This window comes from Streptococcus iniae (assembly GCF_030732225.1).
Lineage (GTDB): Bacteria > Bacillota > Bacilli > Lactobacillales > Streptococcaceae > Streptococcus > Streptococcus iniae.
Genome location: NZ_CP132230.1, coordinates 964,735 through 990,032, shown reverse-complemented (window position 1 = coordinate 990,032; position 25,298 = coordinate 964,735). Strand labels below are relative to the sequence as shown.

The window sequence follows — 25,298 nt, the reverse complement described above, 5'->3', positions numbered from 1 at the left end:
TCTAAAAAAGTGATTAGAAAAATTCCAATCACTATTATATCATATTTTATTATAATTCAATAATTTTTCCAGTCTTAAGGTAAACGACCCACTCGCAAAGGTTACGAGCATAATCACCAATACGTTCAAGGTACATTAACACTTGGAAGTACTCTTTGCCAGCAAACACAGCATCTGGAGTTTTACGAATTTCTTCAACTGCCAAAGCTTGAATATCACGGAAGTAATTATCAATAATTTCATCATTAGCAGCAATTTCATAAGCTTTAGCTTCATCTGCATTGATATAGGCATTTAACGCATCTTCTACCATGTGCTTAACAGCTTTTCCCATAAGGTTAATTTGTTCTTCAACAATTGGTAAACGTTCTTCACCTTTCATACGAATCGTCGCTTTTGCAATAGACGAAGCATGGTCACCGATACGCTCAATATCACTTGATGCTTTTAAAACAGTAATAACAGTACGAAGATCATTTGAAACAGGTTGTTGGAGAGCAATAATTTCTAATGATTTTTTCTCTAATTTTGTTTCAAATTCATTAACCATGTCATCTTCTTCGATGACTTCTTTTGCTAAATCACGGTCATGACTAACAAAGGCACGAACGGTTTTATTTAATTGTGCTAAAACTTCTGTACCCATGGAATAAAATTGGTTATGAAGTTTATCTAATTCTTCTTCAAATTTAGTTCTTAACATTGTTTTCCCTCTACGATCCTTTTAGTTTATGCGAGACAATTCTGATTTAGTTAATTAACCAAATTTACCAGAAATATAATCTTCTGTTTCTTTGCGTTTTGGATTCATAAACATATGTTTAGTGTTCCCAAATTCAAGTAAATCACCTGCAAGAAAGAAACCTGTTCTATCTGACAGTCTAGAAGCCTGTTGCATTGAACGTGTAACGATGACTAGTGTGTAATCTTTTTTCAATGCAAAGAGTGTCTCTTCAATTTTACCAGCTGATATTGGATCTAAGGCTGAAGTTGGCTCATCCAAAAGAATAATTTGTGGACTCGTCGCTAAGACCCTAGCAATACATACACGCTGTTGTTGACCACCTGATAATCCTAGTGCGGAATCGTGAAGGCGATCTTTCACTTCATCCCAGATTGAGGCCCCTTTTAATGAGGATTCAACGGCTTGATCAAGAATATTCTTGTCTTTAATACCCTTTAAACGCAAGCCATAAACAACATTCTCATAAATAGACATTGGAAATGGATTAGGCTGTTGAAATACCATTCCGATTTCTTTACGAAGATCAACAGTATCTGTCCGAGGGCTATAAATATTATGTCCATTATATGTGATTGATCCTGTTACAGTAACTTCCGGATTTAAATCACTCATACGGTTAATAGCCCTAAGTAAAGTTGATTTCCCAGAGCCTGAAGGGCCAATCAATGCTGTTATTTCATTTGGAAATAAATCAAGAGAAACATTATTAAGAGTTTTCTTTTTATTGTAGTAAACAGAAAGATCTCGTACTTGTAATATTGGTTCTGACATTTTATCCCTCTCTATCCAAAGTGTCCTGAAACATAATCGTTTGTTGACTGGCATTTTGCATTTTGGAAAATGTTACGTGTTTTATCGTATTCAATTAAATCCCCAAGGTAGAAAAATGCTGTGTAATCACTTGCACGGGCAGCCTGTTGCATATTGTGCGTTACAATAATGATGGTATAATTTTTCTTCAGTTCAAACATGGTTTCCTCTAATTGCATGGTTGCAATTGGATCCAAAGCTGAAGCTGGCTCATCCATCAATAAAATATCAGGTTTAACTGAAATAGCACGGGCAATACAAAGTCTTTGTTGTTGTCCACCTGAAAGAGTGAAGGCTGATTTATGCAAATCATCTTTTACTTGATCCCAAAGAGCAGCTTGTTTCAGTGACGTTTCAACAATTTCGTCTAATACGCGTTTATCTTTGACACCAGCTCTCTCATGAGCAAATGTAATGTTACGGTAAATTGATTTAGCAAATGGATTTGGACGTTGAAAAACCATACCGATGTGCTTACGAATCTCATAAACATTCATGTCTTTGCGGTTAACATCAATTCCTTGATATAAAATTTCGCCAGTCACATTTGCAATATCAATGGTATCATTCATACGGTTAAGACTTCTCAGATAAGTAGATTTCCCACAACCTGAAGGGCCAATTAAAGCGGTTATTTTATTTTTTTCAAACTCCATATCAATCCCTTTAATTGCTTCTTTACCACCATAATAGACATGTAAGTCTTTAGTAGACAAAGAAACAACTTCCTTTGGAAACGTGATAATATGGCGTTCATTCCAATTATATTCTGTCATGATTACTCCTATGTCTTATTTAGCCGCTGTCATTCGAGAATGTAATTTTTTACCAATAAAGCGAGCTGATAAATTGAAGATTAAGATAAAGATTAATAGAACTGCTGCACTTCCTGCAGATACTAAAGTACCATCTGGAATTGTCCCTTCACTGTTAACTTTCCAAATATGAACAGCTAATGTTTCAGATTGACGGAAAATTGAGATAGGACTTGTGACACTTAGTGGGTTCCAGTTTGACCAGTCTAAAGCTGGTGCAGATTGACCCGCTGTATAAATTAAGGCTGCAGCTTCACCAAAAATACGACCAGAAGCAAGGACAATACCAGTTACAATACTAGGTAGAGCTTCTGGAATAACCACAAAGAAAACTGTTTCCCAGCGAGATAGTCCTAGAGCAAGACCTGCTTCTCTTTGTGTATGATGAACATGAAGTAAACTGTCTTCGACATTACGCGTCATTTGTGGAAGATTGAAAACTGTTAGTGCTAGGGCACCTGAAATAATAGAGAAACCATATTGGAATTGAACTACGAAAATCAAGTAACCAAACAAACCAACAACCACTGAAGGTAATGACGATAAAATTTCAATACAGGTTCTAATAAAGTTTGTAAGTGGACCCTTTTTAGCATACTCTGCAAGGTAAATGCCCGCTCCAGTTGATAAGGGGATTGAGATAATTAGTGTAATGATTAACAGAAAGAAAGAATTATAAAGTTGAATCCCAATTCCTCCACCAGCTTCATAAGAAGATGACTGTCCTGTTAAAAAATGCCAGCTAACATGAGGAAGTCCTCGAAGGAGGATAAATAAAATTAATGAAGCTAGAATAGCTACAATGATTCCAGCAATGGTATATAAGGTACCTGTTGCTAATTTATCAATTTTTTTAGCGTTCATAATTTCTCTTTCTCTCTTTCCTAATTAATTTAACAAGTGAATTAAAGGCCAGACTCATTAATAAGAGAACAAGTGCTAGTGACCACAAAACATTGTTTTGAACAGTACCCATAACGGTATTTCCGATACCCATCGTCAAAACAGATGTCAAGGTTGCTGCAGGTGTCGTTAAGGAGCTAGGCATAACAGCTGAGTTCCCAACAACCATCTGGATAGCCAATGCTTCACCAAATGCTCTAGCCATACCAAAGATGACTGCTGTGAAGATTCCTGGACGAGCTGCATTTAAAACAACACGCCAAATCGTTTGCCACCTTGTTGCCCCCATGGCCATACTTGCTTCACGATAATGACGTGGCACAGCTCGAAGACTATCTGTTGTCATAAAGGTTACTGTTGGTAAAATCATAACAAAGAGCACAAAAACCCCTGATAAAATACCAAATCCAGTCCCTCCAAAGATTGAACGAACAAAAGGCACAACAATTTGTAAACCGATAAACCCGTAAACAACAGATGGAATACCAACTAGCAATTCAACTGCTGGTTGAAGAACTTTAGCTCCATATTTAGGTGAGATTTCTGTCATAAAGACTGCAGCACCAATAGCAAAAGGTGTTGCCACCAAAGCAGATAAAATGGTTACTAAAAAGGAACCACTAATCATTGGTAAGGCGCCTAAAATTGGCATACCACTTTTATCTTTAATACTTGGTTGCCACTCTCTTCCAAATAAGAAATCAAAAACGTTAACTTTGTCAACAAAGAAAGTTGATAAGCCTTTTTGAGCAACAAAGATTAAAATCATCGCAACAATAAATACAATCAATGCCAAGCATAGAAAAGTAATGGTCTTACCAAATTTTTCTAGACGTGAATTTTTTGAAGGTGAAACTAATTTTTTAGCTAATTCCTGATTATTCATAATTCCCTCACTACTTTTTGGAAACTTTGCCGTCATGAGTTTTAACAACCTTCATATCGGTCATTGGAATATACCCCATGTGAGCAACAATTTTCTTTTGCACTTCTTCTGACATCATATAGTCAAGAAATTCTTTGGTTAAGCCATCAGCTTTGCCATAAGTATACATGTGTTCATAAGACCAAATTGGCCAGTCATTAGTCATGACATTTTCAGGTTTTGAAGCAAAACCATTCAATTTTAAAGACTTAACTGAATCATCAACATAGGAGAAGGCTAAGTATGAAATGGCACCTGGTGTTTGTGAAACAATTGATTTTACCATACCATTGGAATCTTGCTCTTGACTTTGTTTAGCATGAGTCCCTTTCATAATAACAGCATCAAAAGTGGCACGCGAGCCAGAACTAGCTGCTCTATTAATAACAGAAATCGCTAAATCTTGACCACCTACTTGTTTCCAGTTGGTGTATTCTCCAGAAAAGATTTTTCGTAATTGTTCTGAAGTTAAATTTGACACCTTAACTTTGGGATTTGCAATAACAGCCAAGCCTGCAACTGCAACTTGATGATCTTGAAGTTTACTTGCATCAATCCCATCTTTTTCTTCAGCAAAAACATCGCTGTTACCAATTTGAACAGATTTTGATTGAACCTGTGATAAACCTGTACCAGACCCACCACCTTGCACATTAACTGTTTTTCCTAGATTTTGTTTACCAAATTCATCTGCAGCAGCCTCTACTAAAGGTTGCAATGCTGTTGAACCAACGGCCGTAATGGATTCTCCTTTTTGAATCCAACTAGAACAAGCTGTTAAAAACAGTGTCGAAACTGCTAACAAACTGAACAAAAAGAACTTCTTTTTCATATTCATTTTATTTTTCCTATTCATTAAATATAAAAGGAGTTTTATAATAAACTCAATTTTAATAGTAACATATATGGCCGTTCTTTAAAAGAACTTTTACCCTCATCTTTTTCAAATCTCACTCCAAAATAGTAGCCACTTTATTATACTAGTTTTCACAGCTATTTAACAAGGATTGGATCGTCTCACGATGGCACTCAGGAATAAACATAACTTTCTGTCTGGTGCTAAAATCGGGTTCTTTTCCATCCATAGTTAACAAGGTATAACCTAAAGGTTTCCCAAGAACAAGAGCTGCTGCATAATCCCATGGTTGAATGTAAGAAAAATAGGCAAATAATTGTTGAGTCATCACCATCATCATTGAAATACCAGCACCACCATAAATCCTTAAACCTAATGTTTTACCGATAAAATCAACTAAACCATAATCATTATTACGGTACATTCCTGAATTACAAGCAACTAAAGACCTATTTAAAGGTTTTTCTTCATAAGGAGACACTTTTTGATGGTTTAAAGTCACCTCAAATTGGCCACCACCTACCAAAAAACGGTCATTGATCACATCATAAATGATACCAAACTGCCCTTTTCCCTCTTCAAAATAGGAAAGCATAATGGCAAAATAATCCCTTTGAACAATGAAATTAATGGTCCCATCAATCGGATCCAAAACCCAAACATGGCCATCATCAATAGGATGCCTAACGTTGTTTTCCTCAGCTAGAATATGGTCTGAAGGATAGCGATTCCTAATGCGGTCAATAATCAAATCTTGCGTTTCATGATCAACATCAGTTACCAAATCATCATGACTCGTTTTAATTTCAATAGCTAGTTGCCTTGACATTCTCTTTTTGATATAAGCTGCCGCTTCCAAGACGATTTCTTTAGCAAATGCAAATTTATCTTCCAAAAGAAAAATATCCTTTCTTTATTTCTTTTGCTTTTTTGACGGCTTGATAGGTTGAATAGCCACTTGATTTTTCAAAGTCTCTATCGATTTGTTTTTCTTGTGATTTACTCGTTACTACTGTTTTAAAGCATCGATATGCTTCTAACAATTGTTGAGCATCTACTTTTTTTTCATAAGCTAATTCCACTTGATTCAAAAAATGAAGCACTGATGTAATGTCGTCAGTGCTCCAGTTTATGTCAAGTGGATATGTATAGTTTTTATCCGACATACTATCCCTCAATTTCTGCTTTAATAGTCGCTTGACGTAATTCTTGTTTACGGTAATCTCTTGGCAAAAATGCCCTGATTTCATCTTCATTAAAACCAATCTGCATTCTTTTTTTATCCATGATAATTGGGCGACGTAAAAGACTTGGGTTTTCAGCAATCAAGTCAATGAGATGAGGGATTGATAACTCATCAACATCAATGTTTAATTTTTGAAAAACCTTCGACCGGGTTGAAATAATATCCTCAGTTCCATTTTCAGTAAATGACAAGATGGCTAACAACTCTTCACGACTTAATGGGCTTGTAATGATATTATGTTCTTGAAATGAAACTTCGTGTTTCAAAAGCCATGCCCTTGCCTTACGGCAACTAGTACAGCTGGGAGATAAAAATAATGTAACCATTTTAATCCTCTATCATTATTACTTACCCTATTATACAAAAATTTAATTAAAATGACCATCTTTTTTCCAATTTAATGCAATTTCTTTATCCTTATTTAGCTGAGAAATAAGATCTTCAATACCATCAAATTTTGTCATGTCTCGAATCTTGTCAAGCCAAATAATTTCGATAGATTCTCCGTAAATATCCCCATCAAAATCAAAAATATTGGCTTCTAATCTTAACTCTTTTCCTCCAAAGGTAACATTTTTTCCAATGCTTGTCATTGAGCGGTACCTTTTTTTATTAACCAAGACATCCGCAACATAGACGCCATCTGCTGGTAAATAGGTACGATCGATAGGAGCAAGATTAGCCGTTGGAAAGCCCAAGGTTCTACCACGCGCATCTCCATGAACAACCATTCCTCTTGTCGAAAATTCATAACCAAGCAATTGATTAGCCTTATTAACATCACCTGCTTGAATTAATTCACGAATCCAGGTCGATGAGACCTTTCGATTGTTAATCGACACTTCATCAATAGTGTAAACTGTTCCATCAAAATTGCGTTGCAAGTAGTCCGAATCTGTTCGATTATGACCAAACTTATAGTCAAAGCCAACCACAATATGTTTTGCCCTTAGTTTTCCAATGTAGTTTTTAATAAAATCGTCAGAAGACACTTTAGAAAAGGTCGTAGTGAAATCAAGCAAATAAAGCTCTTCTACTCCGTATTCAGCAAATTTATGATAACGTTGCTCCGGATAACTAATATGTAACAAAAGTTCAGGAGAAAAACGTGCAAATGCTAACTTAGGACTTTCATTGAAGGTTAAGCTTACAATCTTTAGATTCTTCTTTTCTGCTAGTTCTTTTGCTTTGTCAAATAAGGCTTTATGTCCTTTATGGAGGCCATCAAAATAGCCTAATACCAAAATCGTGTCTTTGGTCTCATTAATCTCTTCAAAAGATTTGATTTGTGTAATCTTCATTGTAATCCTGTCTACTTATTTAGATAAGAACCTTCCTAGGTTTATAGAGCTCATCTTGTTTTTCCATTACGGCTACCAATTGGTCTTTAAAAAAGACCGCTAAGAGAGGCTCTATGCTTGGAAGAGCTAGTTTTCTACCAAATGAAATGTCTGTCTTCTCAGTCTCAGTAATAGCTAATTTGGGGAGATCTGAAACACCGTATTCAATTGGAAGGAAAAATGATTCATCATTTCGCTCAACCATTTCAGCAATTTGACCAAGTGTTAAGGCGTCAGCCAATTCCAAACCTGCTGAAGCAGTACGCTCTAGTTTAGACATATGGCTTGGATAGCCCAAAGCTTTACCTAAATCCACAGCCAAGGTTCTCACATAAGTGCCTTTGCTACAAACCACTTTAAAGGTAAAATGACAAAGCCCATCTTTAAAAGTCAATGGACTTGTTCTTTCAAATAAACTAATGTGGACCAATCTTTTTGGCCGCTCAACTTCCTCACCAGCTCTAGCATACTCATAGAGTTTTCTACCATTAACTTTAACTGCTGAGTACATTGGAGGGATTTGGGTAATGTCGCCAAGAAACGTCTCCATCGCAAGGTCTACTTCAGTTTCACTTAAGTCTGTGAGAACGTGTTTTTCCTCAATTGTGTCACCACTGGCATCTTCTGTTGTTGTAGCATAGCCTAATGTTACTTCACCTTCATAGACTTTACCAGCCTCAGTCATGTATTCAATAACACGAGTAGCCTTACCAACTGCAATTGGTAAAACACCAACAACATCCGGATCCAACGTCCCACCGTGACCAATCTTCTTTTCCCAAAGGATTTTGCGCAGTTTAAAAACCACATCGTGCGAGGTCATTCCAGCCTCTTTTTTTACATTTATAATTCCGTTTTTCATGCTTTTCTTTCACTATTTTCTATCGGTTTAACTTTTCCATTATAACTGTTCAAAGGCACCTTTGACAAGAAAAATAACTTTATAACTCCTTTTGTAATCCCTCAAATTTCTCACGCATTGTCGGGTTATTTCGGGTTAATTTTTTGACAGAAACATCATCTAATTTATTATTAGCTAAACGTAATTGGTTCTCACTTGTTGTTAAGAAGCGTTTAACTTCTTCCATACGTTTAATAGACTTGTCAATTTCTTCAATGGCTTTTTTGAAGTTTGTGCTTGCTGAATTGTAGTTTTTTGCAAAGGCATTTTTGAAAATATCCAAATCCTCTTCAAAATGGGTAATGTCAATATTTTGTTCACGCACTAATGCCAATTCCTGCTTATAAGCTAGCGCGTTCATAGCGGCATTTCTCAAAAGACCAATCAGTTGAATGAAGAATTGAGGTCTTACAACATACATCTTAGGGTATTCGTGACTGACATCCACGATGCCAGTATTATAATAGTCATTATCAGCTTCTAACATAGTTACAAGAACAGCATACTCACAGTTTTTCTCTTTGCGGTCTTTGTCCAATTCCTTGAAAAAGTCACTGTTTTTATGCTTGTTTTTTGTCTGGTCTGCTTCATTTTTCATTTCAAACATGATTGAAAGAAGTTCAATACCATTAGCATCTGTCTCACGGTAAATGTAGTCTCCTTTAGAGCCTCGGCTAGATAATTGATTGTCTTTTGAAAACTGAGCATTTGGAAAGGCATAGCTTCTGACTTTATTGAATTCTGTCTCTGCATAAAGCTCTAAACTTTCACCAATAGCTTTGGTTGATTGTTGTGCTTTGAAATTTTTATAGAATTCAACCTGCTCATTAGCTGCCTTTAATTGGGCTTCAAAATCACTCTTTAAAGAAGATAATGACAGTTCTTTTTCTTTATCCTGAATAGCTAGTTGATTTTTAAGGCTGTCTTTTTCTTTTTCAAGGGCATTAACAGTTGATTGAAGTTTAGATTGATTTTCTAATTCTAATTTTTCAATCTTATTTTGCAAATCAAGGAGACTTTGATCTTTTTGTGTCAATTGCTTTGTCATCTCTAAAGCATTTTCAGAAGCTAAACGATCGAGTTTGGCCTCTAAAGAAGCAATTATTTTATCTTTTTGACTCAGAGCTTCTTGACGACGAAAAGTTTCTTCTTTTTCAAGTTGCTCCAAGTGATGGCTTAGGCTTTGAATGTCTTTGTCTTTTTCAGCTAACTGATGTTGTAGTTGATTTTTTGACTTTTCTTCAAGCAAGGCAATTTCATTTTTAAGGCGATGACTAAGTTCCTTATCAAATTCTTGACCGCGCACTTGCGCTAATAATTGCGTGTATTCTGATTCATCTATTGTAAACACCGTTTGACAGTGTGGACATTTTAATTCTTTCATGCCTGTCTCCATTTTCTCAATTATCACTACTTCATATTATAACAAAAAAGATTAGGAAATAGCTTCCTAATCATATTCAGTATCATTTTTATAGTCATGGTAAAAACTTGTTTTTTCAGTGATAAACCGTTCTAAATCTTGCAAGAGTTGAAATAGTAAGGCTCGCATTTCAAATTCCTGACGACTCTGTGGCAACTCTCTTTGACGGTAAACTTCCAAAAGTTGTTCAATATCATCAATAAGAGTGACTGCTGAATTTTTCTCGCTAAGTTGTTTAGCTGTCTCATGAAACAAATGAGATAAGAGAATGCTCTCTCTACTTGGTTCTTTAATTGCCAAACTGGTTTTTACCATTTGTTTTAAGAGGGTATTTTGACGTCTTCGCATCTCAAAATAATGGACCTGATAGTTGGTTTGCTGAAAGAGCTTATTATCACTCTCGCGGTAAACCAGTTGGAGGGCTGCATCCAAATCTAAATCCAATTGCCTAACCATTAAGTTCAATTCCTGACCATTTTGATGAAGCAAACAGTCTTCAAGTTGATAAAGAATTGCTTTCATCTTTTGCTCTATTGTTTGATGAAATGCTTTGATTTGTGAGTCATTTGACCCCATATAAATATTCAGCAATAAGGCTAAGCCAGTTCCAATTGCAAAAATAGCAAATTCATTCAGAAGTATTGAGAAAGCTAGACTTTGAGAGGTCATCAAATGCGTTACCAAAACCGTAATTGGAACAAGACCGGATTCAATCTTAAAGTAGTACAATAAAGGAACTGCTAAAACAAGGTAAAGGGCGAAAGCTATTAAACCATAGCCTAAAAAGAAAAACACTGTAATCGCAATAGCAAATGCTATCACAAAAGCAAGCAACCTATTTTTAGCAACCATCAAACTGGTCTGTCTCGTATCCAAAACACTTAGAAGTGAAATAAGTCCTGCCGATAATGCATAAGTTAAGCCCAAATACTCAGCAATAATAATAGCTAAGACAGTTGCTAGAACCATCTTAATCGTTCGTTCAAGTAATGACATGATTTCCTTTCTTTAAAGCACACTTTTTTCAATTTCTTTTTGAATACGAGCCCACTCTTGCTCAGCTCTATTTACCTTCCGGTGATAATCATTTAACCCTTGTAAATAGTGTTTGATCAAATAATCTTGTTTCAGTAGTGGAATTATGGGAATTGGAATTTCGAGAAGTTCTTTTGTTGATAAATTAATAACGTCTTTCCCATGATCTGCTCTTTCCAAAAATGCTTGACCTAAAGGAGAATCCAAGAAAAATTTCAAATAATAGCCCTTACAATTAGCCTTTGGGCGTAAAATAGTGATATTAGATGATGCAACAACTTCTTTAGCCTGCTTATGAAAAACACAAACTTTTTTAACGGTTCCTTTTGAAGCAATTAAGACATCACCATCTTCTAGGATGTATCGAAGTAATTGCCGTCTTTCTAATTGGAACCTTCTGAGATGATCATAATCAATACCGTCTTTCCCCATATCGGACAAATTGATTAAGGCAAACTCTCCTTCTTCAATCTTACTTGAGATGGCTTTGCCCTTAAAGCAATCCACTAATTCTTTCAGTGCTATTTTCTCTCTACTATCAGTAATATAGCTTTCTATCATCTGATCCATACTTAGTATCTTTCTATTTTTTTATAGTATTAAAATACTAACATGTTTTTGAAGATAAAACAAGTAAAAATAATCAGTCTTTAAAAGAAAAGATTTAATCAATAGACTTTAAAGCTTCAAGCATTTCTAAATGTTTAAGTCTATGATGAACACTTATCCCTAAAGCTATAATCAAAAGGCAAACTGCCACAATCGGCAACAAGTAGACATATAGATCGACTTGGCGTCCAAACTGCATGTTATCAGCCCCAATCAAACGCATCATCAATCCGTGTAGTTTCTGCCCTGATAAGATACCAAGAAAAATACCAAGTAGAGATAAAAGAATGGTTTCTCGGTATATATAAAGACCCACTTCTTTATCATAAAAACCTAAAACTTTGATGGTTGATAATTCCCGAATCCTCTCAGCAATATTGATAGTGGTTAAGTTATATAAGATAACCAAGGCTAATAATAGAGACAGAATCACTAAGAGAGTCATCACTTGATTTAACGACTGTACAACTGCTTTTACAGAAGTAATGATTTGACTATTTTGCGAAAGAGCCTTAACAGAAGGATAAGTTAGCAACTTTTTAGCGGTCTTTGATAAGGAATGTCCCTTGCTCACATTTACCAAATAAGCCTTGTCTGTTGTGATAGCTGTAAAATTCTTTTTGTAATAAGCTTGGTTCATAACGATAAAGTGCCCAACATTCATCTCAATAATATGCGACACCTTAACCCTTATCTTATGATTTTGAGTATCCCTTAAATCTACCATCTGACCAGCTTTTACATGGTAAAAAGACGCTAACTTTTCTGACATCACAATACCATCTGAAGCCAGGTTGACTTTCTTTTTACTAGACACGTCATAGAGTGTCATAAAGGGCTCTAGTGTTTTCGCATCAGTAGTAAATAGACTAACTTGAGAGCCTTGACTTTGTCCTTTTATCTGAAATTGAGAAGCAGCAAAGTTTACCGTCTGATAGGCGCCCACCTCTTTTGAATTGAGGAAGTCTAAAAGGTGACTTTTTGCCCTATCTTCAGCATCTGATTGTTCAATTAGGAGCAAATCATAAGGGCTTATCTTTTGAAATTGGTGATCAATAACTTTTGACAAGGAGGATTGGATGCCTAGACCTGAAAATAAAAGAGCAACTGATCCTGCCACCCCAAAAATGGTCATTAGCATTCTTTGTTTGTAACGAAAAATATTTCGAATAGTAACTTTATAGGTAAAAGATAGTCTTTTCCATAAAAATGGGATTTTTTCTAAAAGAACCTTTGCTCCTTTTACGGGAGGTTTTGGTAATAATAGCTGCGCTGGAACATGACTTAGTTCTCTACGAACAATCACATAAACAGGTAATAGCGCAGAAAACAGTGCCAATAAGTAGGCAATAGCGGCATAAGACAGGTAAAAATCCAATCGTGTTTGTCCTAGAACCATAGGCTTTGTGATAATTTCAGCAATCAATGGTGATAAGAAGTAAGTTCCCCCCAGTATTCCAACTGTTGTCCCTAAAAAACTGGCTAATAACCCATAAATTAAAAACTTAGATAGGATTGCTTGCTTACTAAATCCCAAAGCCTGCAATAAGCCAGAATTTCGTCTTTCCTCATCAACAAAACGTGTCATCGTGGTAAACGTAACTAAAGCTGCTACCAAATATAGGACAATGGGAAAAATATGACTAACCATTCCAATAGACCTTATAGAAGTGTCATAAATATGATAACCTTCTCCTCCAGGTAACTGATGTCTATTGAAGATGCTGTAGCTGGCTTTGGGCAATAAAGACAACTCTTTTTTTCTCTGATTGAGTTTTTCTTCCTGAGCATGAAGTTCTGCTTTTTTTGCACTTAAGTGATCTTGCAATTGTTCTTTTTGCTCAGCTGGTAATTGCCCTAATAAGACTTCTTGCTGTGATATGTTTTCTTTAGCTATTTTTAGGGCAGCTTCAGCCTGTGAAAGACTTTGTTTTTGGGTACTTTCGGTGGCTTGATTGGCTGCTTTAGCATTATCAGAAAAGACTGCTCGTGTACTGACCCCCAGAAGTTGGACAATTAATTATTGCAAGGATTTGGTTCTGTATTGAACAGGACTAAGTCCTTTTAGTTTTGCTTTGATTCGTTTGTTGTTGTAGTAAAAAATGTAATCTGTGATAGCTTGTTCAAGCTCATCAAGGGTTTTGTAAGACTTCTCAAGTCCATAGAACATCTCCGATTTGAGAATGCCAAAGAAGGATTCCATCATCCCATTATCTGGACTATTTCCCTTTCGAGACATAGAGGGACGAATCCCTTTGGTTTCCAAAAACTGATGGTAAGACTGGTGCTGGTACTGCCACCCTTGGTCGCTGTGGAGAATAGTTCCACTGTATGAATCCGCTGGAAAAGCCTTCTCAAGCATCGTTTGAACCTGTTTCAAGTCAGGCGAGCGAGATAAGGTAAAGTCAATAATCTCACAGTTATAGCCATCAAAAACTGGCGATAGATAAAGCTTCCCTTCAGGTAAGGCAAACTCTGTCACATCGGTATAACACTTCTCATAGGGTTTAGAACCTTCGAATTGACGTTTAATCAGATTATCAGCCTTCTTACCAACCTCACCTTTGTAAGAAGAGTACTTGCGCTTACGACGAATGCGAGCCGCTAAGCCCATAACTGTCATCAAGCGTTGCACCTTTTTGTGATTGATGAGGAATCCTCGATTTCTGAGTTCTAAATAAATCCGACGATAGCCATAGTTTCCTTTATGTTCATCATAAATCTCTCGAATCAAATTCTTTAGTTCTATATCCTTATCTCCTTGAGCTAGTCGCTTCACTTGATAGTAATAGGTGGAGCGCGGTAAATCAAGGATTTCAAGTAGCGTCTCTAGGGAAAACCGATTCGTTAATGCTTGAATGATTTCTGTTGCTCTTTGAGCTTTGCTTCGTCCCTCAAGCGGTATTCTCTCAGCTTTTTTAGCACAGCATTCTCCGCTCTTAAGTATTCTAATTCTTTCTGAAGACGTTCCAATTCAGTCATCTCTTCTAGCTTTTTCTTAGGCTTTCGTCCCATCTTAGCAGGTCTCCCTCTTGGTTTTTCAAGAATAGTATAACCGTTTTTCTTGTATTGCGCTATCCAATTTGGGAGCATCCCTCGATTTGGCAAGGTATAATCAAGAGAAACTGAGAGTTGAGAGCAACCATGAATCAAGACTTTATCTATCATTTCCTGCTTTAATTCGAGTGAATAATACCTATTTTTACCTTTTTCAACGATTTCTAAGCCATACCGATCCATGAGTTTTATCATGTATGTGAGATTGGCAATGGTTACCTTGTATGTCTGGCTAAGATTGGTCCACGACACGCCGCTCTTTTTCAGCTCATATATTTCTAGTTTATCTTCATAACTTAATTTCATAAGAAAAACACCCCAACTGTTAGATTTTGTGTCTAACTTTTGGGGTGCAGTTCATCGTAAGGCTTTTTCTTTTTCTAATGCTGCTTTGGCATACTGGTCTGAAAAGGCATTAATACCACGCAAATCCGAATAGTTGATTCTAACACTATTCTTTGGGATTTTAAAGGAAGATTCTGATAACAAAGCGTAAGCTGAGAGGTGTCCATCTCCTGAGCGGGTATTTCCTAAGTTGTTTTTTGACCAGAGTTCAGAGGAGTTAATATACCCCACAACCCTAAACTTTTTGCTTTGTAAAAGCTCTTGTTTTCCTGTTTTAATCTCAATGTCTTGACCAATTGGGTAATCTTTTTCAAGCCATGGTGCTAAGGCGATTTCATCTTGCTCTTTGGGATAATGCCCTTTAAGTAAGGGTGATAAAGAATGCTTTTTTTGGGTAGAAAACAATCGAATAGCATCTTCACGCTGACCAAAATTGGCATCCAGTTGATAGGCATACTCAAGCTCTGCATTGCTCAAGTTTGCCAGTTCAGTTTTGTCTTCTTGGTTAAATCCTCTGCTCGCTAATAAGGTTAGATCCATCACCTGATTGTCATCAAGGAAACGGTTGGCTGATTTTTCCATGTTTGGCCCTGTTACTTTAAGTCCAATCAAGGTAAATGATCCTAATGCCATTAATAAAAATAAGGAGATAAAGCGCCCCTTGGACTGTGCCACAGACCTCACTAAATCTTTCCATAGTGTTTTAGTCATCATCTTCTCCTCTAATACTCAATCTGATCAATACTTACAGGATCTGAGTTGCGTTCAATTCGACTAACTTTTGCATCATGAATATGGATTACCCTATCAGCAATTGGTGCCAAGGCTGTATTATGTGTAACAATTACCACAGTGGAACCTTTTGTTTGTGCCATTTCTTGGAGAAGTTTTAAAATTTGTTTTCCTGTTTGATAATCTAAAGCCCCTGTTGGTTCATCACAAAGCAATAACTTTGGTTTTTTAGCCAAAGCCCGAGCTATTGATACCCTTTGCTGTTCCCCTCCTGATAATTGACCTGGAAAATGATCCATTCGTTGTTCTAAACCAACTTCTTTTAAAACCTCAATAGGATCACGGCCCTCCTTAACAATTTCTACTGCTAATTCAACATTTTCTTTTGCTGTTAAGTTAGGAACTAAATTGTAGAATTGAAAAACAAATCCGATGTCCTCACGCCGATACTGGGTCAAGGCTTTACTACTATAACTTGAAATGTCCTTACCATCAACAAAAACATGCCCTTGATCATTGGTATCCATTCCCCCAAGAATATTTAGGACGGTTGATTTTCCAGCACCAGACGGTCCAAGAATTACAACCAATTCCCCTTTTTCAATGTCAAAACTAATACTGTCATTAGCAATGACCTTATGCTCCCCAATCTGGTAGCTTTTACTAGATGATTTCATTTCTATATATGGCATTATTTTAAACTCCTTTATATGAACACAGTGTTGATTTAACTATGTTACTATTATATAATGTCATTAAAGGATAAACAAGAACAAAACAACTGACTTTGTTGATTTAAGGGAGATCATTATGAAACGTCAAACACAATCTAAAAATTGTTTAAAAGAGGCCTTAATCAGTCTCCTTTTGGAAAAACCATTTGAAGCCATAACGGTATCTGACCTCTGTCAAAAGGCTGGCATTAATCGTGGCACTTTCTACCTCCATTATCAAGACAAAAATGACATGATGGAACAACTGAAAAACAATATCTTAGACCATTTATTTTTGATTTTAGATGATGCTAGCATTTACTCAGAACCTAAATTAGTACTGGAAGAATCCTTATATTTCATCAAGGATAATTTCTCATTTGTTGCTGCATTAGCCCAATCGAGTTATGTCAATTTCAAACAAGTTCTTAAAGACTTTATATACCAAGTTCTCGTTACCATAGACAACTACCAAACCATTATCACTAGTCACTACAATATCCCTTTTCCTTATGCCTTAGAAGTCTATTTAAGCTCCATAGAGTGCATAATTTCGTACTGGGTATCACAAGGTGGCAAAGAATCACCAAAAGAATTAACCCAAATTATCTTAAACACCGTTTCAATTGATCAAAAGAAGAACTAAGCCAAGGCCTAGTTCTTTATTTTTTATGTGATGGATTTTAGTGCAGTTAAAGCTGACAAGTAATCAGGTTCTGAATTAACATTTTCAAGATACTGTACATAAACAATCTGATTAGACGCATCTAAGACAAAAACAGCACGTGCCAAGAGCTTCCATTCTTTCATCAAAAGCCCGTAAGCCTGACCAAATGAATGGTCAAAATAATCTGACAGCATGATTGCCTTGTCTAACCCTTCATCACCACACCAACGTGCTTGAGCAAAAGGTAAATCTACTGAAATGGTTAAGACATGTGTGTCTTTCATCTCAGATACTTCTTTATTAAAGACGCGTGTTTGAGTTGAACAAATGCCTGTATCGATTGATGGAATAACACTAATCACTTTTTTTCCTTTGAAATCTGTTAAGGATTTCTTCTGTAAATCCGTCGTGATTAAGGTGAATTCTGGTGCGATTTGCCCTACTTTTAGCTCTTGCCCAATTAAGGTTACTGGTTTACCAATAAAAGTTGTCATGTGTTTACCTCCTGGATTAAATAGATAGGCCTTTAAGAATTCTTATGAACCCCTAGGCTATTATTTTAGCGCAAGAAGACTCTATTTTCGATTAATTTGATTACATCTTTCAAAGAATGCAATTGACAAAAAAAGTTAGATCGCAAAATCTAACCCTTTATAAACCTAATGAGAGGTTGAAATAATTTTTCATGCGTGAGTATACTTGATCATCTCCAACAAAATAGACATGGTCACCCTTTTTAATCACGGCATAGGGGCCAGGGGAAATCAATAATTCTCCTTGGTGTTCGATTGCAACAACTGTCGCTCCAGTTTGATGCCATAAGTTTAGAACACCAATAGATTTTCCAAAATGCTCACTATCTTTATTGACAATAATTTCATAAGGTGCAAGAGGAAATTGCTTACTAATAGATTGACTTTGCATCAAAAAGTCATTAACTAGCAAAGATAGTCTCTCCATTCCCTCTTGATGTTCTTTTAAATTCTCACGAATATCTTCTTTGATAACAGCAATAGAGTGTGTTGTTTCATATTGATTGATAAATTCAATAGCTTTCTCTTTAGAAAGCACAATAGCTCCACTTCCATGTTTTAAGGTTAAGATATTTAAATCAGCTAAAATATTCAAGCCTTTTCTAGCTGTTTCTGGTGAGACATTAAAGGTTGAAGCAATGGTTGTTCGTGATTTTAATTTTTCGCCAACTTCATACTCACCACTGGCAATACGCTGAGCAACTGAAATTGCAATTTTTTGGTACTTAGAGCTGCCAACTTCTCTTTTCCTAACATCTTTAGTCATAGACATCTCCTTTTTTGACTCTTAAACACCCCTTATTAAATCATATATTTCAGAAATTTTCAATAGTAAATTTCCACTACTTTTAGCTAGAAAACGAGAGCTAGCAAAGAATCTAGCTCTCACATTCTATATTAGATTTTTCTGAAAACTACTTCTCTTCATTTTCAGTTTTGACTGTTGTTGCAATAGATTCTTTAATTTTTTCTGATTGTGAACCGACAAATTCAGATGTTGCACTTGCTACGTCTGAAACACGGTCTTGAACAGTAACTTCTGCTGCTTTTTGTTCTTCTTTTGTTCTAATATCAACAACATTGATATTGACTTCTACAACCTTAAGGTGTGTCATAACATCAACATTTTGTGACACAATAGCCTTGATGCTTTCAGCAATTTTAGTAATAGCTTTACCATACTCAACAATGACATCCAAATCAACAGCAACTTCTTTTGAACCCACTTCAACATTAACACCGTCAGTAACAGAATCTGAATTAATCACATTGTTTTTGAGGTTTGAAAAGAAACCACCACTAACAGCAAGTAACCCATCTACATTTTCTAAAGCATGACCAACAATTTTTTCAATCACTTTATCATCATAAGTCAGTTTACTTTTAATCTTATTTTCAGTCATTGTTATTCCTCGTCTTTCTTCAAACCATTAACAAAGCCTTTGACAGTATCTTTAGCATCAGCAAGCATTTCCTCAGCTTTTCCTGCCATTTTTTCGACTTTACCTTCTGTTTCAAGTTCTTTGTCATCTGAAACCTTACCTAAGGTTTCTTTAACTTTACCACCAACTTGATCGATTTTAGCATTGAATTTTTCTTCTGACATTTGTTTTACCTTGACTTTCTACAATATTAGTATTTCTAGTGAGGGTTTAGACTTGAATTATTTTACTCGAGGCTCAGTTTGAAGGTTTTCTACACCATTGTCAACGGTTGATTTGACATTACTAACTTGTTTGCTAGTAAACTGACTTGTAGCCTGAGCAGCATCTGCTACTTTATCTTGGAGGCTAACGCTATCAGCTTCATGTTGAGTTCTTGTTTTGATGTCAACGACATTAACATTAACTTCAATAACATCCAAATCTGTCATTTGTTTAACTTCTTTTTCGATGATTGTTTTAATTTCTTCAAAGATGGTTGGCACGTGTTTTTGGTATTCAGCAATAATATCTAAGTCAACAGCTACTTGTTTTTTACCAACTTCAACATTAACGCCATCACGAACACTATTTGTGTTAACCAATTTTTCTTTAATGTTTGAGAAGAAGCCACCGTTAACAGCCAATAGACCATCTACAGTTTCAATGGCTAAGCCAACAATTTTTTCAATTACTTTGTCTTCAAAAGTGAGTTGTCCATTAATTGATGAAGCAGTTGTTTGTGTGTTTTTAATAAATGTTTCAGTCATTGTTTTTCTCCTTAATAAGTTCTTTGTTTAAATGATGTTATCCTTAAATCTTAGAGTCACTATTGTATAATTTAGACAAAGGACAAAAACATGAAAAAACGCTACTCAAAAGAATTTAAAGAAACCCTTATCGCCTTCTATCATTCTGGTCAATCCGTCACCCAGCTGTCTAAAGAATACGACGTGGCCCCTGCAACAATTTATAAATGGATAGACCTCTACTCTAAATCTAATGAAAGCTCCGTCTCTAAAGCTGATTTTCTAGAATTAAAAAGACAACTGGCTAAAGTTAAGGAAGAACGAGACATCTTAAAAAAAGTATTGACCATATTCGCCGAGAAAAAGAAGTGAGTGCTGCGGATATGGCTCAAACCATACAAACTTTAGCACTCAATGTCAGACTAAGCTGTCAACTCCTTGATGTTCCTGAATCAAGTTATTATGAACGGATTAACCGACATCCATCTAAAACTCAATTAAGGAGACAATACCTGTCACTCAAAATTTCTCAACTCTTCAATGCTAACCGAGGAATCTATGGTGCTCCTAAAATTCATCATCTTCTATTTAAACAAGGGGAAAAAGTCGGGTTAAAACTGGTACAGAAGCTAATGAAGCAACTTCAACTCAAGTCTGTAGTCATTAAGAAATTTAAGCCTGGATACTCACTAAGTGATCACATCAATCGAAAAAATCTCATACAGACTGAACCTACAAAGAAAAATAAGGTTTGGTCAACCGACATTACTTATATTCCTACTCAACAAGGATGGGCTTATCTCTCAACCATTATGGATCGTTATACTAAAAAAGTCATTGCTTGGGATTTGGGCAAGCGAATGACTGTAGAATTAGTGCAAAGAACTTTAAATAAGGCCATTAAATCACAAGACTATCCAGAAGCTGTTATTCTTCATTCTGACCAAGGAAGCCAGTATACGAGTCTAGAGTATGAAGAGTTGCTTAAGTATTATGGGATGACTCACTCTTTCAGTCGAAGGGGATACCCTTATCATAATGCCAGTCTTGAATCTTGGCATGGACATTTAAAAAGAGAGTGGGTGTATCAATTTAAATATAAGAACTTTGAAGAAGCCTATCAGAGTATTTTCTGGTACATCGAAGCCTTTTATAATTCAAAACGAATCCATCAAAGTTTAGGGTATCTTACACCTAATCAATTTGAAAAGGTAAGTGCTTAAAATAAATAGATTAAAATTCTACGTTTGTTACTCTAAAAACTTGACTTAACCTCAAAAAGTGTCAATAACAGCGATTTGCTTTATTTGTATTTATTGATAAATTGATCAATGATTCCAGTCTTCTTGGCGTAAAGCCCACCATAAACACCCAAGACAATAAAGATTATTGCTAGAAGTGTTTTAAAGAAACCAAAGGACATTAGTAAGATTGCTAATACAAGTCCTAATAAGCCACCAAGAATTGGGTACTTATATTTTTCATAAAAGGCCATAATTCTCTCCTATTCTACGCGATTTTTTTTATGGGTTATCTGATGAGTGTCTGCAATATCTTTAACATAGACCTTAAAAGCAATTGGTTGGTCAAGGCCAAAAAATTCTTGCAAGCCCTTTTGAATACCCTCTTGAATGCCATTAATTTGTTCAGATACAGCTACGCGAGAGTCTAAACGCCCAACAACATCAACTTTAAACTTACGCTTATATAGAGTGGCTGAGACATTTGGATTTGTCATTAAGCCAGCATTATGAACAGCTGTTTTTATATAACCTTCAATAGCAGATTTCTTAAGTAACAGAGTTCCTTGCTTTTTACTTAATTGAATTTCTGTATAAGTTCTCGGGTAAAAGATAACAACTAAGACAAAAATCAACGTCACAACTGCTAACACTAGAGCAGTCCAGAAGAAATAATAATACAAGCCTGGATTTAACAATTCAGGTGTTCGATCAATATCCCACTGTAACCAATCATAACTAGCAGGTAAGTCGACATAATTTCTTGTTATCCCTATTACCACAGCAAAGATTGAGAGTAAGATAAGACCTAAGAGACTATAAATAATCTTTAAACTTTTTGCCATATAAACCTCTTTCCAAAATAGTAATTAGTGTATCATATTACTGTCTGATTTCATTAGTTTAATTTCTTAAGTAGAAAAGAAGTAACAACGACAACAATTACAGCACCAATTACAGATGGAATAAGTGCCATATCAGCTAAAGATGGCCCCCATGTTCCAAGTAAAGCTTGACCAACATAAGCACCAACTAAACCAGCAAATATATTTGCAATCCATCCCATTGACCCGCCTTTTTTAGTAAGGGATCCGGCAATAAGACCAATTAAACCACCAACGATTAATGTCCAAATAACTCCCATGATATTCTCTCCTCTTTGAGATTCTAAGACCTCGTTTTTTTATTAAAATACGCCTCTTTTTAAAATGATTTTCAAAATTCTATTAAAAGAGACAACTTAAATAAAATACATAGTGTCAATTTATAAAACCAAATGAAACACAAATTGTAAATTAGCGCTATAACATGTATTTACAAGTTTTATAAAAGTGACCACTTGTTTTTTTATTTATATTGTTATTATACTTCACTTAAAATATAATGCAAGAATTATGCTCGGATAATTTTATTTTTTAAAAGGATAGACAAAAAAACTAGAAATCCATTTTAGGAATTCTAGTCAGTTATCATTAATCTACTTTTTCAATAGGTGCAACACTTGCTAACAGTTTTTTTAATCCAACTTCAGGGAATTTTATTTTCAACTCCATTGTTTTACCAGAACCAGAAACTTCTAAAACCGTTCCTTTGCCCCATTTTTTATGATAAGCAAAATCTCCAATCTCCCACACCTCACTCTTGCTGTTAGCATTATTGGAAACAAAAGGCATTGCTTGTTTGGCATAACTATTAGGACTAGTCCTGTCTGCTTGGACTTTGGCTTTTCGGGATTGAAGTGCTTGAGATAAACTCATTCCCTGCCCAAATTGTTGCTTGGTCTCTTTACTAAATGTCACTCCAAAAGAAGAGTGACTTGGTCTTGCTAAGTCTTGATGGCTTAAAAGTTCTTCTGAAATTTCAGTTAAGAAACGACTTGGCCGATTATAGTTGGTTTTACCAAAGAGTGTTCTGGTACTTGCATTGGTTAAAAAGAGAACTTCTTCTGCTCTTGTAATCCCTACATAAGCAAGACGTCTTTCTTCTTCTAATTCTGACGGATCCTCACTGGATCGAGATAAAGGAAAGACACCTTCTTCCATGCCAATCAGAAAGACAACCGGAAATTCCAAGCCTTTTGCAGCATGAAGGGTCATTAATGTCACTTCTGCACTGTCTACATCACCATCATCAGTATCAGCAATTAAAGCCAAATCATTTAAGAAACGTCCTAATTTGTCTAAACCAGTTTCGTTTTGTTCTTGTTTAGCAGAATTATCATCAAAGTTTTTCGTCACTGATAAGAACTCTTCTATATTTTCAATACGTGCTTGACTTTCTAAGGTGTTTTGAAGACGTAATGCTTCAATGTAGCCTGTTTCTTCTAAAACTTTCTCTGTTAATTCTGTTACGCTCAGTTGATCCAATCTTTCTCTCAAATCAAGTAAGTGTGTTGAAAAATCCATGATGGCCTGCGCAGCTTTTCCTTTTAAAGGAGACATGAAAAGATTTGATGAAGCATCCATCAAGGACATCTGGTGCTCATAAGCAAAAAGACGGAGCTTTTCAAGCGTCCCTGGTCCTACACCACGTTTAGGTTCATTAACGATACGTTCAAATGAGATGTTGTCAGAAGGATTGGCAATAATATTTAGGTAAGAAATAAGGTCTCTAATCTCTTTTCTACTATAGAATTTAGTCCCGCCAACCATGGTATATGGGATGTTAGATTTCAATAAGGCTTCCTCAATTGTACGGGATTGAGCATTTGTCCGGTAAAGCACCGCAAAATCCTTGAAGTTTTTACCCATTTCTTGGCACATATTTGAAACAGTAGAAGCAACAAAGACAGCTTCTTCTCTTTCATCATTAGTTCTGTGATAAACGATTTGCTCACCATCTTGATTTTGTGTCCATAACTTCTTATCACGACGATTTTGATTATGTTTAATCACATCATTTGCTGCTTTCAAGATGGTTTTGGTTGAGCGGTAATTTTCTTCTAACAAAACCACCTTCGCATCTGAATAATCCTTTTCAAAATCTAAGATATTTTGCATGTCGGCACCCCGCCAACCATAAATGGATTGATCAGCATCACCAACCACACAAATATTTCGAAAACGTGATGCTAATAATTTAACCAATTGATACTGAGCATGGTTTGTATCTTGATACTCATCCACATGGATATATTGATAACGTTGCTGATAATAACTTAAGACATCAGGATTCTGATCAAAAAGGCGAAGGGTCATCATGATTAAATCATCAAAATCAAAAGCTTCACTGCGACGTAACTCTTCTTGATATAACTTATAACACTTGGCAACCATTTGAGTATACATGTCAGCAGCTTGCATGTCATAAGCTTTTTCGTCTAAAAGATCATTTTTGGCATTCGAAATGGTTCCTAAAATCGCCCGTTCATTCCATTTTTTAGGGTCTAAATTGAGTTGTTTAAGAATTCGTTTCATTAAAGTACGTTGTTCACCAGGATCTACAATAGTAAAGTTACGATTGTAACCAATATGATCAGCTTCACGTCTTAAAATACGAACACACATGGAGTGAAAAGTTGCAATCAAGGTATCTGATGTTGCCGGATTTAGAGCTAATGCTCTTTCTTTCATTTCACGCGCAGCTTTGTTGGTAAAGGTGATTGCTAGAATATTCCATGGATTGACACATTTCTCATCAATCAAGTATGCAATACGATGCGTTAACACTCTTGTTTTACCTGAACCTGCTCCAGCCATAATTAAAAGTGGCCCTTCTGTTGTTTGGACCGCCTCGGCTTGTTTATCATTCATTCCATTTAGTAAAGGATTCATTCTTTCTCCTCATCTTTAGTCACTACTATTTCTTTCAACCTTAAAATTATATCATTTTTCCTAAAAAAAGGCAGAAACATTTCTTGTTGAAAACAACTTTCCTCAAAGTTTTTGACCAGTTCATGCCTATAGCAATACTTCTAAATTTAAGTCTAAAACAGATTATTTTTTAAAATCTATTGACGTCATTGGTCTTTTAGGTTATGATGGAAACAATTTAATATAACCGAATGAAACCATACAGGAGAAGAATTTTTTTCGCCGAAGGAGTTATACTCTCAGGTGTTCACTTGTTGAACGGGACTGTTGGTGGACGGACTTCTGGAGAGACCTTAATAGGCGCCGAAGGGGCAAGGCTTTACTGCTCAATCTCTCAGGCAAAAGGACAGAAGGTAACAAATAATACTAAAAGAGGCTTTTTGAGTTTCTTCTATTTTGTCACCTATTTTCAGAAGTCAT

Annotated in this window: 29 protein-coding genes and 1 riboswitch; of the genes, 2 read left to right on the top strand and 27 right to left on the bottom strand. The window is 35.7% G+C overall.

Annotated elements, in window-relative coordinates:
* Positions 1 to 49 precede the first annotated feature (49 nt).
* From phoU to Q9317_RS04865, 18 genes are all read right to left on the bottom strand, one after another.
* Positions 50 to 703, bottom strand: a complete 654-nt coding sequence (gene phoU, locus Q9317_RS04950; protein ID WP_003099503.1) for a phosphate signaling complex protein PhoU — start codon at positions 701 to 703, stop codon at positions 50 to 52.
* 54 nt (positions 704 to 757) lie between these two features.
* Positions 758 to 1,516, bottom strand: coding sequence for a phosphate ABC transporter ATP-binding protein PstB (gene pstB / locus Q9317_RS04945; protein ID WP_003099501.1), 759 nt, complete (start codon positions 1,514 to 1,516; stop codon positions 758 to 760).
* Positions 1,517 to 1,527: 11 nt separating this feature from the next.
* Positions 1,528 to 2,331, bottom strand: a complete 804-nt coding sequence (pstB, locus tag Q9317_RS04940) for a phosphate ABC transporter ATP-binding protein PstB (protein WP_003099499.1) — start codon at positions 2,329 to 2,331, stop codon at positions 1,528 to 1,530.
* Positions 2,332 to 2,346: 15 nt separating this feature from the next.
* Positions 2,347 to 3,234, bottom strand: a complete 888-nt coding sequence (pstA, locus tag Q9317_RS04935) for a phosphate ABC transporter permease PstA (protein ID WP_003099497.1) — start codon at positions 3,232 to 3,234, stop codon at positions 2,347 to 2,349.
* Positions 3,224 to 4,159, bottom strand: coding sequence for a phosphate ABC transporter permease subunit PstC (pstC, locus tag Q9317_RS04930; protein ID WP_305981608.1), 936 nt, complete (start codon positions 4,157 to 4,159; stop codon positions 3,224 to 3,226). The genes pstA and pstC overlap by 11 nt, the downstream gene beginning before the upstream one ends.
* 10 nt (positions 4,160 to 4,169) lie before the next feature.
* Positions 4,170 to 5,036, bottom strand: a complete 867-nt coding sequence (locus Q9317_RS04925; protein ID WP_003099494.1) for a phosphate ABC transporter substrate-binding protein PstS family protein — start codon at positions 5,034 to 5,036, stop codon at positions 4,170 to 4,172.
* Between the two features lie 142 nt (positions 5,037 to 5,178).
* Positions 5,179 to 5,949: an inositol monophosphatase family protein gene (locus Q9317_RS04920; RefSeq protein WP_003099491.1), complete on the bottom strand. Its 771-nt coding sequence runs from the start codon at positions 5,947 to 5,949 to the stop codon at positions 5,179 to 5,181.
* A complete protein-coding gene (locus tag Q9317_RS04915; protein WP_003099489.1) occupies positions 5,939 to 6,220 on the bottom strand; it encodes a UPF0223 family protein in 282 nt (93 codons plus the stop codon). The genes Q9317_RS04920 and Q9317_RS04915 overlap by 11 nt, the downstream gene beginning before the upstream one ends.
* Position 6,221: 1 nt before the next feature.
* Entirely contained in the window at positions 6,222 to 6,626 is a 405-nt protein-coding gene (locus tag Q9317_RS04910) for a Spx/MgsR family RNA polymerase-binding regulatory protein (RefSeq protein WP_003099488.1), read from the bottom strand.
* A gap of 42 nt (positions 6,627 to 6,668) precedes the next feature.
* Positions 6,669 to 7,601, bottom strand: coding sequence for a bifunctional riboflavin kinase/FAD synthetase (locus Q9317_RS04905; protein WP_003099485.1), 933 nt, complete (start codon positions 7,599 to 7,601; stop codon positions 6,669 to 6,671).
* Between the two features lie 19 nt (positions 7,602 to 7,620).
* A complete protein-coding gene (truB, locus tag Q9317_RS04900; protein ID WP_003099483.1) occupies positions 7,621 to 8,502 on the bottom strand; it encodes a tRNA pseudouridine(55) synthase TruB in 882 nt (293 codons plus the stop codon).
* A 79-nt stretch (positions 8,503 to 8,581) separates the two neighbouring features.
* Complete coding sequence (locus tag Q9317_RS04895) at positions 8,582 to 9,925, bottom strand: DUF2130 domain-containing protein (RefSeq protein ID WP_003099479.1); 1,344 nt, start codon at positions 9,923 to 9,925, stop codon at positions 8,582 to 8,584.
* A gap of 66 nt (positions 9,926 to 9,991) precedes the next feature.
* Positions 9,992 to 10,960 carry an aromatic acid exporter family protein gene (locus Q9317_RS04890; protein ID WP_003099475.1) on the bottom strand — a complete coding sequence of 323 codons (969 nt, stop codon included), beginning with the start codon at positions 10,958 to 10,960 and terminating at the stop codon, positions 9,992 to 9,994.
* Positions 10,961 to 10,972: 12 nt separating this feature from the next.
* Entirely contained in the window at positions 10,973 to 11,569 is a 597-nt protein-coding gene (locus Q9317_RS04885; protein ID WP_003099471.1) for a restriction endonuclease subunit S, read from the bottom strand.
* A 94-nt stretch (positions 11,570 to 11,663) separates the two neighbouring features.
* A complete protein-coding gene (locus tag Q9317_RS04880; RefSeq protein ID WP_259458745.1) occupies positions 11,664 to 13,436 on the bottom strand; it encodes an ABC transporter permease in 1,773 nt (590 codons plus the stop codon).
* 192 nt (positions 13,437 to 13,628) lie between these two features.
* A protein-coding gene (locus Q9317_RS04875) for an IS3 family transposase (protein WP_370297210.1) occupies positions 13,629 to 14,971 on the bottom strand; the annotation gives its coding sequence in 2 pieces (ribosomal slippage) (positions 13,629 to 14,521 and positions 14,521 to 14,971; 1,344 coding nt in all).
* Between the two features lie 51 nt (positions 14,972 to 15,022).
* Positions 15,023 to 15,721 (bottom strand): hypothetical protein, encoded by a 699-nt coding sequence (locus tag Q9317_RS04870; protein WP_259458744.1) that lies wholly within the window; start codon positions 15,719 to 15,721, stop codon positions 15,023 to 15,025.
* An 11-nt stretch (positions 15,722 to 15,732) separates the two neighbouring features.
* On the bottom strand, positions 15,733 to 16,434 hold the full coding sequence (locus tag Q9317_RS04865) for an ABC transporter ATP-binding protein (protein ID WP_003099467.1): 702 nt from the start codon (positions 16,432 to 16,434) through the stop codon (positions 15,733 to 15,735).
* A gap of 118 nt (positions 16,435 to 16,552) precedes the next feature.
* On the opposite strand from Q9317_RS04865, the gene Q9317_RS04860 reads away from it, so the two are divergent.
* Positions 16,553 to 17,101 carry a TetR/AcrR family transcriptional regulator gene (locus tag Q9317_RS04860; protein ID WP_003099464.1) on the top strand — a complete coding sequence of 183 codons (549 nt, stop codon included), beginning with the start codon at positions 16,553 to 16,555 and terminating at the stop codon, positions 17,099 to 17,101.
* A 23-nt stretch (positions 17,102 to 17,124) separates the two neighbouring features.
* Here the strand turns inward: Q9317_RS04860 and tpx are convergent, their stop codons facing one another.
* The 5 genes from tpx to Q9317_RS04835 form a co-directional block, all read right to left on the bottom strand.
* Entirely contained in the window at positions 17,125 to 17,616 is a 492-nt protein-coding gene (tpx, locus tag Q9317_RS04855; protein ID WP_016355984.1) for a thiol peroxidase, read from the bottom strand.
* Positions 17,617 to 17,773: 157 nt separating this feature from the next.
* Positions 17,774 to 18,421 (bottom strand): GntR family transcriptional regulator, encoded by a 648-nt coding sequence (locus tag Q9317_RS04850; RefSeq protein ID WP_003099453.1) that lies wholly within the window; start codon positions 18,419 to 18,421, stop codon positions 17,774 to 17,776.
* A 148-nt stretch (positions 18,422 to 18,569) separates the two neighbouring features.
* Positions 18,570 to 19,058, bottom strand: coding sequence for an Asp23/Gls24 family envelope stress response protein (locus tag Q9317_RS04845; RefSeq protein WP_003099451.1), 489 nt, complete (start codon positions 19,056 to 19,058; stop codon positions 18,570 to 18,572).
* Positions 19,059 to 19,060: 2 nt separating this feature from the next.
* Positions 19,061 to 19,261 (bottom strand): CsbD family protein, encoded by a 201-nt coding sequence (locus tag Q9317_RS04840; RefSeq protein WP_003099447.1) that lies wholly within the window; start codon positions 19,259 to 19,261, stop codon positions 19,061 to 19,063.
* A 57-nt stretch (positions 19,262 to 19,318) separates the two neighbouring features.
* On the bottom strand, positions 19,319 to 19,846 hold the full coding sequence (locus Q9317_RS04835; RefSeq protein ID WP_003099446.1) for an Asp23/Gls24 family envelope stress response protein: 528 nt from the start codon (positions 19,844 to 19,846) through the stop codon (positions 19,319 to 19,321).
* A 90-nt stretch (positions 19,847 to 19,936) separates the two neighbouring features.
* Between Q9317_RS04835 and Q9317_RS04830 the strand changes: the two genes are divergently transcribed.
* Positions 19,937 to 21,048 (top strand): IS3-like element IS981 family transposase gene (locus Q9317_RS04830; RefSeq protein WP_089180045.1). Its coding sequence is split into 2 segments (ribosomal slippage): positions 19,937 to 20,153 and positions 20,153 to 21,048, totalling 1,113 coding nucleotides; the frame shifts between segments, so codons are not numbered across the junction.
* Between the two features lie 80 nt (positions 21,049 to 21,128).
* Here Q9317_RS04830 and Q9317_RS04825 read toward each other — a convergent pair.
* The 4 genes from Q9317_RS04825 to pcrA all read right to left on the bottom strand — a co-directional run bounded on the left by Q9317_RS04825 (position 21,129) and on the right by pcrA (position 24,839).
* Positions 21,129 to 21,320, bottom strand: coding sequence for a DUF2273 domain-containing protein (locus Q9317_RS04825; protein WP_003099443.1), 192 nt, complete (start codon positions 21,318 to 21,320; stop codon positions 21,129 to 21,131).
* Positions 21,321 to 21,329: 9 nt separating this feature from the next.
* Positions 21,330 to 21,911, bottom strand: a complete 582-nt coding sequence (gene amaP, locus Q9317_RS04820) for an alkaline shock response membrane anchor protein AmaP (RefSeq protein ID WP_003099441.1) — start codon at positions 21,909 to 21,911, stop codon at positions 21,330 to 21,332.
* A gap of 53 nt (positions 21,912 to 21,964) precedes the next feature.
* Complete coding sequence (locus tag Q9317_RS04815) at positions 21,965 to 22,210, bottom strand: GlsB/YeaQ/YmgE family stress response membrane protein (protein ID WP_003099440.1); 246 nt, start codon at positions 22,208 to 22,210, stop codon at positions 21,965 to 21,967.
* A gap of 328 nt (positions 22,211 to 22,538) precedes the next feature.
* The gene (gene pcrA, locus Q9317_RS04810; protein ID WP_305981607.1) at positions 22,539 to 24,839 is read right to left on the bottom strand and encodes a DNA helicase PcrA; all 2,301 of its coding nucleotides are present in this window, start codon (positions 24,837 to 24,839) and stop codon (positions 22,539 to 22,541) included.
* 318 nt (positions 24,840 to 25,157) lie between these two features.
* Positions 25,158 to 25,231: riboswitch (glycine riboswitch) on the top strand.
* Positions 25,232 to 25,298: the final 67 nt, after the last annotated feature.

Bases quoted from the DNA above. Each gene is read 5' to 3' on its own strand.
- phoU (WP_003099503.1), bottom strand. From the start codon at position 703: ATGTTAAGAACTAAATTTGAAGAAGAATTAGATAAACTTCATAACCAA.
- pstB (WP_003099501.1), bottom strand. From the start codon at position 1,516: ATGTCAGAACCAATATTACAAGTACGAGATCTTTCTGTTTACTACAAT.
- pstB (WP_003099499.1), bottom strand. From the start codon at position 2,331: ATGACAGAATATAATTGGAATGAACGCCATATTATCACGTTTCCAAAG.
- pstA (WP_003099497.1), bottom strand. From the start codon at position 3,234: ATGAACGCTAAAAAAATTGATAAATTAGCAACAGGTACCTTATATACC.
- pstC (WP_305981608.1), bottom strand. From the start codon at position 4,159: ATGAATAATCAGGAATTAGCTAAAAAATTAGTTTCACCTTCAAAAAAT.
- Q9317_RS04925 (WP_003099494.1), bottom strand. From the start codon at position 5,036: ATGAATATGAAAAAGAAGTTCTTTTTGTTCAGTTTGTTAGCAGTTTCG.
- Q9317_RS04915 (WP_003099489.1), bottom strand. From the start codon at position 6,220: ATGTCGGATAAAAACTATACATATCCACTTGACATAAACTGGAGCACT.
- Q9317_RS04910 (WP_003099488.1), bottom strand. From the start codon at position 6,626: ATGGTTACATTATTTTTATCTCCCAGCTGTACTAGTTGCCGTAAGGCA.
- Q9317_RS04905 (WP_003099485.1), bottom strand. From the start codon at position 7,601: ATGAAGATTACACAAATCAAATCTTTTGAAGAGATTAATGAGACCAAA.
- truB (WP_003099483.1), bottom strand. From the start codon at position 8,502: ATGAAAAACGGAATTATAAATGTAAAAAAAGAGGCTGGAATGACCTCG.
- Q9317_RS04895 (WP_003099479.1), bottom strand. From the start codon at position 9,925: ATGAAAGAATTAAAATGTCCACACTGTCAAACGGTGTTTACAATAGAT.
- Q9317_RS04890 (WP_003099475.1), bottom strand. From the start codon at position 10,960: ATGTCATTACTTGAACGAACGATTAAGATGGTTCTAGCAACTGTCTTA.
- Q9317_RS04885 (WP_003099471.1), bottom strand. From the start codon at position 11,569: ATGGATCAGATGATAGAAAGCTATATTACTGATAGTAGAGAGAAAATA.
- Q9317_RS04870 (WP_259458744.1), bottom strand. From the start codon at position 15,721: ATGACTAAAACACTATGGAAAGATTTAGTGAGGTCTGTGGCACAGTCC.
- Q9317_RS04865 (WP_003099467.1), bottom strand. From the start codon at position 16,434: ATGCCATATATAGAAATGAAATCATCTAGTAAAAGCTACCAGATTGGG.
- Q9317_RS04860 (WP_003099464.1), top strand. From the start codon at position 16,553: ATGAAACGTCAAACACAATCTAAAAATTGTTTAAAAGAGGCCTTAATC.
- tpx (WP_016355984.1), bottom strand. From the start codon at position 17,616: ATGACAACTTTTATTGGTAAACCAGTAACCTTAATTGGGCAAGAGCTA.
- Q9317_RS04850 (WP_003099453.1), bottom strand. From the start codon at position 18,421: ATGACTAAAGATGTTAGGAAAAGAGAAGTTGGCAGCTCTAAGTACCAA.
- Q9317_RS04845 (WP_003099451.1), bottom strand. From the start codon at position 19,058: ATGACTGAAAATAAGATTAAAAGTAAACTGACTTATGATGATAAAGTG.
- Q9317_RS04840 (WP_003099447.1), bottom strand. From the start codon at position 19,261: ATGTCAGAAGAAAAATTCAATGCTAAAATCGATCAAGTTGGTGGTAAA.
- Q9317_RS04835 (WP_003099446.1), bottom strand. From the start codon at position 19,846: ATGACTGAAACATTTATTAAAAACACACAAACAACTGCTTCATCAATT.
- Q9317_RS04825 (WP_003099443.1), bottom strand. From the start codon at position 21,320: ATGGCCTTTTATGAAAAATATAAGTACCCAATTCTTGGTGGCTTATTA.
- amaP (WP_003099441.1), bottom strand. From the start codon at position 21,911: ATGGCAAAAAGTTTAAAGATTATTTATAGTCTCTTAGGTCTTATCTTA.
- Q9317_RS04815 (WP_003099440.1), bottom strand. From the start codon at position 22,210: ATGGGAGTTATTTGGACATTAATCGTTGGTGGTTTAATTGGTCTTATT.
- pcrA (WP_305981607.1), bottom strand. From the start codon at position 24,839: ATGAATCCTTTACTAAATGGAATGAATGATAAACAAGCCGAGGCGGTC.